Origin of the sequence: Staphylococcus sp. HMSC059F04 (assembly GCF_001812565.1) — a bacterium.
Classification (GTDB): domain Bacteria; phylum Bacillota; class Bacilli; order Staphylococcales; family Staphylococcaceae; genus Staphylococcus; species Staphylococcus lugdunensis.
The window spans coordinates 1-11,331 of sequence record NZ_KV809473.1 but is presented as its reverse complement, the minus strand read 5'-3'; the positions used below and the strand labels follow the sequence as shown (position 1 = coordinate 11,331).

Annotated in this window: 15 protein-coding genes; 12 read left to right on the top strand and 3 right to left on the bottom strand. The window is 32.4% G+C overall.

All coding sequences use genetic code 11. The annotated features are described in order from the left end of the window. On the top strand, nucleotides 1-875 hold an 875-nt coding region (locus HMPREF2864_RS08740; RefSeq protein WP_218086065.1), incomplete at its 5' end, for an SdrH family protein. Between the two features lie 428 nt (nucleotides 876-1,303). Here HMPREF2864_RS08740 and mroQ read toward each other — a convergent pair. Next, nucleotides 1,304-2,044 carry an intramembrane glutamic endopeptidase MroQ gene (mroQ, locus tag HMPREF2864_RS08735; RefSeq protein WP_002461411.1) on the bottom strand — a complete coding sequence of 247 codons (741 nt, stop codon included), beginning with the start codon at nucleotides 2,042-2,044 and terminating at the stop codon, nucleotides 1,304-1,306. Between the two features lie 180 nt (nucleotides 2,045-2,224). On the opposite strand from mroQ, the gene groES reads away from it, so the two are divergent. Both groES and groL read left to right on the top strand, forming a co-directional pair. After that, on the top strand, nucleotides 2,225-2,509 hold the full coding sequence (gene groES / locus HMPREF2864_RS08730) for a co-chaperone GroES (protein ID WP_002461410.1): 285 nt from the start codon (nucleotides 2,225-2,227) through the stop codon (nucleotides 2,507-2,509). A 59-nt stretch (nucleotides 2,510-2,568) separates the two neighbouring features. Further along, a complete protein-coding gene (gene groL / locus HMPREF2864_RS08725; protein WP_070545275.1) occupies nucleotides 2,569-4,191 on the top strand; it encodes a chaperonin GroEL in 1,623 nt (540 codons plus the stop codon). A gap of 68 nt (nucleotides 4,192-4,259) precedes the next feature. Here the strand turns inward: groL and HMPREF2864_RS08720 are convergent, their stop codons facing one another. Both HMPREF2864_RS08720 and HMPREF2864_RS08715 read right to left on the bottom strand, forming a co-directional pair. Continuing rightward, complete coding sequence (locus HMPREF2864_RS08720; RefSeq protein ID WP_002492309.1) at nucleotides 4,260-5,432, bottom strand: tyrosine-type recombinase/integrase; 1,173 nt, start codon at nucleotides 5,430-5,432, stop codon at nucleotides 4,260-4,262. A gap of 13 nt (nucleotides 5,433-5,445) precedes the next feature. Then, on the bottom strand, nucleotides 5,446-6,120 hold the full coding sequence (locus tag HMPREF2864_RS08715; RefSeq protein ID WP_002445345.1) for a helix-turn-helix domain-containing protein: 675 nt from the start codon (nucleotides 6,118-6,120) through the stop codon (nucleotides 5,446-5,448). 172 nt (nucleotides 6,121-6,292) lie between these two features. Between HMPREF2864_RS08715 and HMPREF2864_RS08710 the strand changes: the two genes are divergently transcribed. From HMPREF2864_RS08710 to HMPREF2864_RS08670, 9 genes are all read left to right on the top strand, one after another. Further along, complete coding sequence (locus HMPREF2864_RS08710; RefSeq protein WP_000153640.1) at nucleotides 6,293-6,511, top strand: helix-turn-helix domain-containing protein; 219 nt, start codon at nucleotides 6,293-6,295, stop codon at nucleotides 6,509-6,511. A 4-nt stretch (nucleotides 6,512-6,515) separates the two neighbouring features. Next, nucleotides 6,516-6,833: a helix-turn-helix domain-containing protein gene (locus HMPREF2864_RS08705; RefSeq protein WP_002445364.1), complete on the top strand. Its 318-nt coding sequence runs from the start codon at nucleotides 6,516-6,518 to the stop codon at nucleotides 6,831-6,833. Beyond that, nucleotides 6,830-6,976 (top strand): hypothetical protein, encoded by a 147-nt coding sequence (locus HMPREF2864_RS08700; RefSeq protein ID WP_000784893.1) that lies wholly within the window; start codon nucleotides 6,830-6,832, stop codon nucleotides 6,974-6,976. Before HMPREF2864_RS08705 ends, HMPREF2864_RS08700 begins: the two co-directional genes overlap by 4 nt. Continuing rightward, a complete protein-coding gene (gene tscA / locus HMPREF2864_RS08695) occupies nucleotides 6,969-7,178 on the top strand; it encodes a type II toxin-antitoxin system antitoxin TscA (RefSeq protein WP_001058489.1) in 210 nt (69 codons plus the stop codon). The genes HMPREF2864_RS08700 and tscA overlap by 8 nt, the downstream gene beginning before the upstream one ends. A 2-nt stretch (nucleotides 7,179-7,180) precedes the next feature. Continuing rightward, a complete protein-coding gene (gene tscT, locus HMPREF2864_RS08690) occupies nucleotides 7,181-7,504 on the top strand; it encodes a type II toxin-antitoxin system toxin TscT (protein WP_002445368.1) in 324 nt (107 codons plus the stop codon). Between the two features lie 63 nt (nucleotides 7,505-7,567). Next, entirely contained in the window at nucleotides 7,568-8,437 is an 870-nt protein-coding gene (locus HMPREF2864_RS08685) for a primase alpha helix C-terminal domain-containing protein (protein WP_070572179.1), read from the top strand. Between the two features lie 13 nt (nucleotides 8,438-8,450). Continuing rightward, nucleotides 8,451-10,160, top strand: a complete 1,710-nt coding sequence (locus HMPREF2864_RS08680; protein ID WP_002445371.1) for a DUF927 domain-containing protein — start codon at nucleotides 8,451-8,453, stop codon at nucleotides 10,158-10,160. A gap of 347 nt (nucleotides 10,161-10,507) precedes the next feature. Then, nucleotides 10,508-10,873 carry a hypothetical protein gene (locus tag HMPREF2864_RS08675; protein WP_002445372.1) on the top strand — a complete coding sequence of 122 codons (366 nt, stop codon included), beginning with the start codon at nucleotides 10,508-10,510 and terminating at the stop codon, nucleotides 10,871-10,873. A gap of 13 nt (nucleotides 10,874-10,886) precedes the next feature. Then, nucleotides 10,887-11,331 (top strand): pathogenicity island protein (locus tag HMPREF2864_RS08670; protein ID WP_070545279.1); only part of this gene is annotated, 445 nt, incomplete at its 3' end.

The following is an 11,331-nucleotide window of genomic DNA, read 5'->3' as shown; positions in this document are numbered from 1 at the left end:
CAAACAAGCCATCGGATGGTACGGATAACGGAGGTAAAGATAACAAGCCATCCGACGGGAAGGACAATGGGGGAACACCTTCTCATCCACAGCCACCAACACAAAATGGTGGTCATGGTCACAAACCAACGAATCAACCAAATAATAAAGATAACAATAATGAACAAAATAACGGTAATGGAAATCAAGGTTGGAACACATCTAATGGACAACAATATCCTCAAAATGGAGAGAAAACAGATCATAATGTCTCGGATGATTTCATTAATCAAATTAATGGACGGGGACATGATTCTGGTCGTAATTCGTCATCTTATTTTCCACGAAATCATTATGATGAGGGACCTGTTGCTAACAATCAACGTCAATCAATCATGAAACGATTTAAATCATTAGCCATTGGCTCATTTAAATATAATCCATTTATTATAGAACAGGTAAACAAACTTGGCGAGAGTGGTAACCAAGTTTCTGATCAAGATTTATATGCACTTTTTAGAAAACAAAATTTTAGTGGCAATAGTTATTTAAATTCATTACAACGTGGTTCAAATTATTTTAGATTTGAATATTTCAATCCAACAAACTCATCAAAGTACTATAAAAACTTGGATGAGCAGGTATTAGCTTTAATAACTGGAGAAATTGGTTCAATGCCTGATTTGAAAAAACCAGTTTATAAAAAAGGTGAAGATAATCATACTCAGCGTTCTGAGGATAAAATTATTTCTGCAGAAGGTGAAGACCATAAGCAAGGCATGACAGATGTTAAATTTAATCGTTTAAATATAACGCTTATTGGAAGTATGTGTATGATTTTTGTTGCCGTAATGGTTTACTGGTTCATCAATCGTCAAAAGGAAAAAGAGCAATAAATGAATAAATATTTATTTCAGTTTAGGATATAAATATTTTTGACAAATTACCAGCGCCTTATTTTTTATATTAAGTACTACTAAGACAAAGTACGAAACACTTCGCCAAGACATATAAAAGAACAGCGGGCCCCAACACAAAGACTTTCCAAAAGAAAGTCCACGAGCAACGCAAGTTGGGGCGACTGAAACTGATTCCCTAAGTATGCGAACCAATAATGCGGAGTATTGAAGATAAAAGAAGCACACAGATGATTAATGTCAAACCATCTGTGTGCTATTATTTTGGAAATTATGTTCCAGCTTTACGTTTTGTATTTAAACATTTTAGAAATCGACGTAGCAAATGTTTTATCAGTTCAATTTCCTACTTTAAATGTTAAATATCCCATCCTAGCAGTAATATAAGCTTAGATGGGATTCTTTGATTAAAAAAATAAATGGAAAATAGCATTTGCTTGCGTTTGTAAATGTTTAAGCACATCGCCGAAACAAACTTGCATAATAACAACAAAACCGTTTTGCATCATATGTATCATAATTGACACTGCGATACGTTTAGTCAATACATAGGCAAGTGAAAATATCATTCCCATACCAAAGTAGACAATAATAAATGTTATGTCATTATGTGCTAGTGCAAAGAGTAATGAGCTGACAACAGATGCAATTAGAAATCGCATTACTATATTTCCTTTAAGCCTATCTAAAATTTCCCCAAATATTACTTTCCTAAAAACATATTCTTCTAGAATAGGTCCTACGATAGAAATTAATATAATAAATATTGGTGCTTGTCGAGCTATGTCCATCAATCGTTCTGTATTAGGACTGGCTTTAAGCTCACCAAAAATCCAAGTATTAATCAAACCAGCAAACATTTGATAAATCATTACGACGATAAAACCTAATAATGCGTATTGAACTAAATAACGTTTAGGTTCTTTGTAATCTGATTCGAGTTTAGTTGGATTCTTAATTACTTTTTGCAGCAAAATAATAATGATCGCTGCAATGATAAATAAAATAACTTGAATATAAATAGCAACATGCAATAGCTGTGTAGGTGACTTAATTTGAAAACTAGTTAATTTAATTATAAATACAGGTAGATATTGAGCTAGTGCATAGATGACTATTGTTAGGAAAGAAATCCAAATTCTGGACATAAAGTACCTCCAATAAATGTAAATAACACTTATTATATTGTATCTTAAAAGCAAGATTAGCACAAAAAAGAAGGAAGCTTTTTGCTTGAAATTTTGACCAACTTTGATTAATATAAAAAGTAGCTTAGCACTCTACTTGTTAAAGTGCTAAAATATTTGTCCCATTGAGGAGGAAAACACATGCTTAAACCAATAGGTAATCGTGTAGTAATTGAAAAAAAAGAACAAGAACAAACAACTAAAAGTGGCATTGTTTTAACTGATAGTGCTAAAGAAAAATCTAATGAAGGTGTAGTTATCGCGGTAGGTTTAGGTCGACAACTTGAAAATGGTCAACGTATCACTCCAGATGTTAACGAAGGGGATAGAGTTGTATTCCAAGAATATGCGGGAACTGAAATAAAACAAGGAAACGACACATATTTAATATTAAATGCTGATGATATTTTAGCAATTATAGAATAATAATATAATTTATAGAATTCAATTTTTACAGACACATATTTTAATGGAGGTTAAATAGAATGGCAAAAGATCTTAAATTTTCAGAAGACGCACGTCAAGCAATGTTACGTGGTGTGGATAAATTAGCAAATGCAGTTAAAGTAACAATAGGACCCAAAGGACGTAACGTTGTTTTAGATAAAGAATATGCTGCACCACTTATTACTAATGATGGTGTGACAATCGCAAAAGAAATTGAACTTGAAGATCCATATGAAGACATGGGGGCAAAATTAGTTCAAGAGGTAGCTAATAAAACAAATGAAATTGCTGGGGATGGAACAACAACTGCTACAGTGCTAGCACAAGCAATGATTCAAGAAGGACTTAAAAACGTAACGAGTGGTGCAAATCCAGTTGGCTTACGTCAAGGTATTGATAAAGCAGTTAAAGTAGCTATCGAAGCATTACATGATATATCACAAAAAGTTGAAAATAAAAATGAAATTGCACAAGTTGGGGCTATTTCTGCAGCAGATGAAGAGATTGGACAATATATTTCAGAAGCTATGGATAAAGTAGGTAATGATGGCGTTATAACTATTGAAGAATCTAGTGGTTTCAATACTGAACTTGAAGTTGTAGAAGGTATGCAATTTGATAGAGGTTACCAATCACCATATATGGTTACGGATTCAGATAAAATGACTGCAGAATTAGAACGTCCATATATATTAGTTACAGATAAAAAAATATCTTCATTCCAAGATATTTTACCTTTACTAGAACAAGTCGTTCAATCTAGTCGACCAATATTAATTGTTGCTGATGAAGTAGAAGGTGATGCATTAACTAATATCGTTCTAAACCGCATGCGTGGAACATTCACTGCAGTTGCTGTTAAAGCACCAGGCTTTGGTGACCGTCGTAAAGCTATGTTAGAAGATTTAGCTATTTTGACAGGTGCACAAGTGATTACTGATGACTTAGGTTTAGAACTTAAAGATGCAACGATGGATATGTTAGGTAGTGCCAATAAAGTTGAAGTAACGAAAGATAATACAACGATTGTTGATGGTGATGGAGACAATAACAATATCGATGCACGTGTTAGTCAAATTAAAGCACAAATTGAAGAAACTGACTCAGACTTTGACAAAGAAAAATTACAAGAACGTCTTGCAAAATTAGCTGGGGGCGTTGCAGTAATTAAAGTTGGCGCAGCTTCTGAGACAGAATTAAAAGAGCGTAAATTGCGTATTGAAGATGCTTTAAACTCAACTCGCGCAGCTGTAGAAGAAGGTATTGTTGCTGGTGGTGGTACAGCACTAGTTAATATCTATAAAAAAGTGAGCGATATTCAAGCAGAAGGTGATGTAGAGACTGGTATCAATATCGTCTTAAAAGCATTAACAGCACCGGTTAGACAAATCGCAGAAAATGCAGGACTAGAAGGTTCAATCATCGTTGAACGTTTAAAACATGCGGACTCTGGTGTTGGATTTAACGCTGCTACTAACGAATGGGTAAATATGTTAGAAGCTGGTATTGTTGATCCAACAAAAGTAACGCGTTCAGCTTTACAACATGCAGCAAGTGTTGCAGCAATGTTCTTAACAACAGAAGCAGTTGTAGCTAATATTCCTGAACCTGAAAGCAATAACCAACCACCAATGGGCGGCGGCATGCCAGGTATGATGTAAAAAGACCGTTGAACACTGTTGTAGTAGCTTTTGAAATCTTCAATGGTCATAATTTGGGCATATAAATTTTAAAATAAATCTTTTGAGACGTTTTCCATGAGTTTACTAAACTTTTGGGAAGCGTCTTTTTTGTATGAGTTCGTAATCTTAGCGTAGATGTTCATAGTGGTATTTATATCTTTATGGCGCAAGCGTTCTTGTATTTCCTTAATATGCACACCAGCCTCTATAAGTAACGCACAATGAGTATGACGAAATGAATGAGTGCTTATTTGTTTATTAGTTATGTCAGTCTTTTTAAGTATAGCTTTTATCCATAATTGTAGTTTTTTAATTACAAGAGGGTAGCCGTTAACATCAGTAAAAACGAAATTATTATCTACATACAATTCGTTTTTCCATGTGTCCTGAACATCCACTTTATAGTTTTTAAGTAATTTAATCACATGAGGATCAACTGGAATTTTTCCGATTGAGCTTTCAGTTTTTGGTGTAAGTATTTGATATTGCTTTTTATTGTTATTTGGATTGTAATAAGTCTTTGTAATATTGATTGTGTTATTCTCAAAGTCTATATCAGACCACTTCAATGCCAATAATTCACCTGCACGCATGCCTGTATATGCTAATGTACAAAATACTTCAAAGCTATTTTGTGGTGAATGGTGATTTTTGGCAATTTCCAGGAATTGAAATAATTCATCTTTTTCAAGAAACTTTTTATGTATCTCAGTATCTTCTAATTCTTCCACACTAACTTTCTTTTTAGGTCGTTTAATACCCTCGCTAGGCATTATTCTTATTAATTTCATATCGTATGCGTACTTAAATATCATATTCGTAGAGGCTATAATGCTATCAATATAATTCTTGCTATACTGTGCGCTTATATCATTTACAAAGCGTTGATAATCATGTTTATTGATAGTTTGTATTGGTTTATTGTTAAAGCGTTCTATGGCGTGGTGTATGGCTTTCTCGCGTGCTCTGACACTACTTACTTTTACCTCGTTAGCATATTGTTTAAGCCAATCGTTAGCAACCTGTTTAAATGTAGATGTGGACGGTGCGATATAATCACCGGTTCTTAATTGACGTTCTACCATTTCAGCGTGGTGTTTAGCGTCTGATTTGCGTTTAAAACCTGAGTTTGAAATATATTTATATTTGCCCGTTTTTGCGTCTTTTCCTAGTGATATACGATAGCGCCATGTATTTCCGCGTTTTTCATAACTTGCCATTTGATTACCTCGATTAATATTCTTTAAAAATATCACTAGATAAACGGCTATCAGTTTGTAAAATTTCTTTATGTAGAGTCGTACATTTTTCGCCTTTATTTGGAAAAAGCTCTTCAATATCGTCTATATTTTTTACTATTATTTCAGAAACATACCCACTTAACTTTTGGTTAATTTTTTTAAATAACAAGTTTTTAAGGCCTGCAGATAAACTATCAACGTATTTTTTTAATCCGATATTTTCATCTTCATTTTTAATCGTGAAAATAAATCTATGTTGTGAATTAGTTATCTTTTCAGTTTCTTTATATGAGACGTCTAAGTCAAAATTTAATTTTTGCCTATTATCTAATTCGACGTCTACTAAAATTTCAAAGTCAAAATTTTCAATCGAAAAAGCGTGAGTAATGTTTGCAGTTACTTCAAATCCCTCGAAAACATCATTAATTTTATAATTCGGTTCTTCATCAAAAGTAAAGTCAAAATTGATCGGATTATGTTCAAAAAATTCTGAAGGAGATATGTGCAGATAACTACATAATTTATCTATAGCATCATATCTTATCATTTCAGAATCATTTTGTGTCATTGAAGTAAGTGAACTTCTTGCTATTTTTACATCTTTTGCAACACGAGATATTTTTAGTCCTCTTTCTGACAGTAGTTCAGACAATCTATTTCTAATCATTACAAACCTCCTAATTATGTTAATAATAGCATTTTTTTGGACGTTTATGTACAAAAAAATAAAAAATGATTGAGAAGTCAGTCGAAAAACTATTGCAAAAGAAAAACGATTATGTATAATAAAGTTATAAATTGATTGAGAAGTCAGTCAAAAACGAAGGAGGATTTTAATTATGACTATTTTAGCGAATACTAGAAAGTTTAAAGAAGCTATGTTCTTAAAAGGTTTTAATTTATCTGATTTATCTCGTGAAACAGGTGTTGGAATTTCTTATTTAAGCCAAATTATTAATGGTAAAAAGATTCCAAGCCCTAAATTAGCTAAGAAAATGGCAGAAGTTTTACAAGTTGAGGTAAATGAATTATTTGAATTTGAAGTAAAGGAGGCATAAACCAATGTTCAACATTAATATTGATGAAGATGAAGCACGTGAGTTACTTGAGCAGGCTATCAATGTACGTGTGGACGAATTAGCGAAAGAGAAATATTTTATGACTTACAAAGAGTTGTCTAACTATCTGAATTTAAGTAAGCCTACTATTGAAGAATTACTTATTAATAATGGCATGAAATATTATATGGTCGGATCTACGTACAGATTCAAAAAGTCTGATGTAGATGAATTCATGGAACAGCTTACTGCTCATATGAATATCCAGAATAACGACTTTAAACAAGTCAATATCAAAAAGTTATTGGAGGCAAGGCAATGAAAATGTACTTAACTTATATCTGCTTAGTTTCATTGTTAACAATTTTATTACTAGCAATATCTAACATGTATGTCGCTTTTAGTGTGTACGGCATGATGGTAACTTATGGATTTAATTTAACAGGAGGATTAGAAAATGAATAATGAACAAAAAGAAGTAATAGAACACGTGGTTTATCAACTTGAGTTAAGTGTCATGAATAACTTGGAAAGTTATGAACACACGGAATATGTTGATGGTATTGAAGTGGTTTCAGAGGTTAGTCGTGAAAAGCACTTAGAATTGATAATGAAATGGTGCGCACAAGAATTAAAGAATAATTTTCAATTAGAGAAAGGAGAATAAAAATGAATTGGGAAATTAAAAATTTATTTAGCGATTTAAAGTTGTTGAAAGATAGTTTTGAGGATTTAAAGGATAATCATGGTTGGCATTTTGAGGAGTTATATCCACATGAACCAAATCATAACTTAAATAAAGATGAATTAATTAGAGAGGGTTTTTCTTATCATGAGAGACGTATTCACAATAATCAAATGTTTGATTTATTCCATCTCTATATAGAACAGTTCGATAAAATTATACAAAAGTTTCATGAATTAGAAAAAGCATCATCTGAGAACTTTGGCGAGGAATCAGATGACGCACAAAAATTAAAAATCACAGAGTAATTTAGAAATTACACATCTATATTATAACATTTTTTACTCTGTGAATCACTAGAGGTGCAAAAAATGAATGAAATTAAATTAGAATATGACACACATGTTTCAGTGGTACATTATGAAAGTTTAGACTCACGTTCATTTAAGAGCTTTTCAAAACCTAAATGGAGTAAGTTAATTAATAAACTGTCTGTGCCTATAGAAGCAAATTATAAGTATGCACGTGGTGTTGCTGTGTACGGTAATATTAAAGACGGTGCAAATGATCATGGTGAAATTATCAAAAAGCATCGAAACGATAAAAATGTCATATACAGAAATGTGATTGTACTTGATTATGATGAAATAAATGATTTAAAGCAATTACATGAAGCAATCAGCTCAGCTTTAAGCAATGTTGCATGGTTTTGGCACACATCGTTCAGCCATACAACTGAACAATCTAGAATACGCCTGTATATCCCTCTAAATGAGCGCATAAGTGCAGATGATTATCGTAAATATACAAAAGTATTAGCAAATAAAATTGGCCACAAAGTTGATGAAGGTTCATATCAGCCAAGTAGATGTTTTGCATTAACAGTTATTCAAAAAGGGCACATATTTATTAAGCGAGTGAATGACTGTCCAATTATGGATGTTGATATGCTCGAACAGTGGTCAAAGGAGTATAAACAATCAAATGCTAGTCCTAATGTTATAGGATATACGCGACGTGATAGTGCGTACTGGCGTGAGTTAAGCTTTGGAACAACCGAAGGCAATCGTAACAATGCACTAGCTAGCTTAGTTGGGCATTTATTAAGATGTCACGTTAATGATTATATTGTGTATTCATATGCTTTATTATGGGGACAATTCGCATGTAAACCACCTATGAAAGAACAAGAAATCAACGCTACTTTTCAATCGATATTAAATAAACACTATAACAATTAGAAAGGAGCTTTGTATGGAAACAGGTAAAAGTGATGTACTTGATAAAATTGAAAAAATTAATAAAAAAGATAGTGCCTTACAAGAAATTATACCGAAAGGATATGAAATTGAACATCATCAATGCGGTGTTGCCTTATATCAACTTATACCAAGTAAAAAAGAAGGTGAACCAGATAAAAAGGTTTTTATCACAAGTACAATCCCTCAAATCACTGAACGCTTTGAAGATATTGAAAGTAACGAGGTCAGCTTCAATATGCTTTTCTATGACAATAAAACGCCGGTAAATATAGCTGTGAGTGCTGAAGAGATTTCAGATAGTCGTCAACTCTTGAAATTGGTTAATAAAAAGCTAGATGTAACATCGTCGACATCTACTAAACTTGTTGACTATATTAATGTATCTAAACGGTATAATCCACCATTAAATGTTAAAGTTGCAACGCGTTTGGGGCATGTGAAAGGTTATTTTATTTATCCTTATCAAGAAGTAATGAAAGACAGCAATGTCAAGTTGTTTAGCAATGATAAAGGGTTTCAAAAGTTAATAGACTCTTTTCGAAGTAAAGGAACACTACAAGGTTACTCTAAAAAGGTGTTTGCTCAAATAAAAGATTTACCAATGGTAATGGTTATGCTGTATGCATCTTTAGGCTCAGTTTTATTAAGAGAATTTGGATTACAGCCCTTTATTGTAGAAATATCAGGTAGTACATCCACAGGTAAAACATTCACACTCAACTTAGTATCAAGTGTTTGGGGAACCAGTGACCTTATTACGACATGGAGTTCTACTCAAAATAGTATTGAATCAATGGCGTCATTTTTGAACTCATTTCCAATGTTTAAAGATGATACACGTAACACACATCCTAAGTTTGTTACCAGTGCCACATATAACTTTTCTAGTGGCGAAAGTAAATCAAGAAGTAATATTAATTTAACGCTAAACGCTAAAAAAGAATGGCGAAATATTTTAATTTCTACTGGTGAATCATCTATCGCAAATATGGCTGATGAAAAAGCGGGTGTATCAGCACGTGTAGTTACACTACAAGATCAACCATATCCAGATAATTTTGATTTTACCACATTAGACAAATCGTTTAGGGAGAACTATGGAACGTTAGGGTTGGCATTTATTAAACAATATGAGTCTAAAAAAGACGTGTATAAGAAAGCTTTTGAGAGCTATCAACGGTATTTTAATCAAAAAGGTAGTAATGAAATCATGCAACGTTTAGGACGTGCCTTTGCGTTACTACAAGTTACCGGTGAGGTTTTGAATGATATTGATGGATTTGAACATGATCATTTTAAGATTATTGAACAAGCCTATGACAGCATGGTTAAAAACAATAAGACAATTGATAAACCTAAGCAACTGTTAGAGGAACTATTACAATATTTAGATGCGAATAGAAATAATATCGTAGGTGACGGTTATGATTCAGTAAATTACGGAGATGTTAAAGCGGTATATAAACATGATTTTCTTTGTATTAAAAATGAAACTGTTAAAAATAAATTAGGTCATGAGATGCAGACTATTACAGGACAATGGAATAAAAAAGGTTATTTAATTACAGATAAGAAAAGATTACAAAAACAAGTGAAACATAAATCAGAAAGGCATTTGGGATATGCAATCAAAAAAGAAATAATTGAAGAGTTAGGTTTTGACTTTTCCCATTCTCATAATCCATATAATGAAAATTATTAGTACACTCTAGTACACAGTCGAATTTAAAATGTGTGTACTTAAGAAAAGTTGTCATATCAATGATTAAGAACGTTAGTACACGAAGTACACATTCATATATAGATAGTATAAATAAAAAAGATGAAAGTTTTATTATATGTTTCTGAATTATATATAAAGCTATCATTGGAAATTTAGTGTACTTTGTGTACTAAGTACTATATCCCTATGCTTATCAATGCGTCGATTGGTACACAAAAATTAAAATCGTTGTGTATTTAATTACGTATAGTACACAGTTATTAAATAATTTATGGCTCAAGTGACAAATGGTAATAATAAGACATAAAAATAACAGGAGGTTACACATGGAAAAAGAGCAACTTAAACAGTATATGTACGATTATGTAAAAGAATATGAGGAAATTCCTATTTATCAGTTAGAAGATTTATTTAAAGAGTTAGATCATGACTATAAAGGTAAAACGAGTGTGACACATGATCAGGATAAGAATATCGTTTTTTGGAGTGGTTGGAATAAGCTCACAATGTATGCGTTGATTGAGTTAGTTAAGGGAGAACATCTTGATCTAGTTTATAGAGGAAGCTATGTCATGCGCTATTTGTTAGATGGTAGAGTGCCAAGTTTACCATTAGCTATTACTTATCCAGAATATGGGCAACAAACTGAAGTACCTTCATGGGTACCGATGTTACTGAGAGTGACTAAATAAGGAGTGAATGAATATGAATATAGAAATTATCGCAAATCAATTTGAAACAAGAGCAGCTGCGTTATTAAGGTACTACACAGGATTATTAGAGAGCAGCAAAAAGACACCGTTTGGATTCAAAATATATAACGATCCGTTTGATATGGTGTATGTGGTCATGGAAGGTAATTTGTACGGTCATATCTACATCAAAGATTGTAATGTTAGAAAAGCGTTTGAATTAGCGTCTCCTAAGCACACTGAAGGGCTTATAAGAAGTATTGAGGGTCATTATGCAGGTTATGAAATACCAGATGGTACACATGACACTATAAGCGATATGATGGCTAGTTTTATGTTTGATAACGATTATTTTATGTATGGATTGGAAACATTCGCAGAAAGTAATAATACTGATATGTTCACTTATATTGAGGGTGGATTAAATGTTGAAGAACTTGAGGGTGTTCAGTCTAGTA

Coding starts and splice junctions, on each gene's coding strand:
- mroQ (WP_002461411.1), bottom strand. CDS start 2,044: ATGTCCAGAATTTGGATTTCTTTCCTAACAATAGTCATCTATGCACTA.
- groES (WP_002461410.1), top strand. CDS start 2,225: ATGCTTAAACCAATAGGTAATCGTGTAGTAATTGAAAAAAAAGAACAA.
- groL (WP_070545275.1), top strand. CDS start 2,569: ATGGCAAAAGATCTTAAATTTTCAGAAGACGCACGTCAAGCAATGTTA.
- HMPREF2864_RS08720 (WP_002492309.1), bottom strand. CDS start 5,432: ATGGCAAGTTATGAAAAACGCGGAAATACATGGCGCTATCGTATATCA.
- HMPREF2864_RS08715 (WP_002445345.1), bottom strand. CDS start 6,120: ATGATTAGAAATAGATTGTCTGAACTACTGTCAGAAAGAGGACTAAAA.
- HMPREF2864_RS08710 (WP_000153640.1), top strand. CDS start 6,293: ATGACTATTTTAGCGAATACTAGAAAGTTTAAAGAAGCTATGTTCTTA.
- HMPREF2864_RS08705 (WP_002445364.1), top strand. CDS start 6,516: ATGTTCAACATTAATATTGATGAAGATGAAGCACGTGAGTTACTTGAG.
- HMPREF2864_RS08700 (WP_000784893.1), top strand. CDS start 6,830: ATGAAAATGTACTTAACTTATATCTGCTTAGTTTCATTGTTAACAATT.
- tscA (WP_001058489.1), top strand. CDS start 6,969: ATGAATAATGAACAAAAAGAAGTAATAGAACACGTGGTTTATCAACTT.
- tscT (WP_002445368.1), top strand. CDS start 7,181: ATGAATTGGGAAATTAAAAATTTATTTAGCGATTTAAAGTTGTTGAAA.
- HMPREF2864_RS08685 (WP_070572179.1), top strand. CDS start 7,568: ATGAATGAAATTAAATTAGAATATGACACACATGTTTCAGTGGTACAT.
- HMPREF2864_RS08680 (WP_002445371.1), top strand. CDS start 8,451: ATGGAAACAGGTAAAAGTGATGTACTTGATAAAATTGAAAAAATTAAT.
- HMPREF2864_RS08675 (WP_002445372.1), top strand. CDS start 10,508: ATGGAAAAAGAGCAACTTAAACAGTATATGTACGATTATGTAAAAGAA.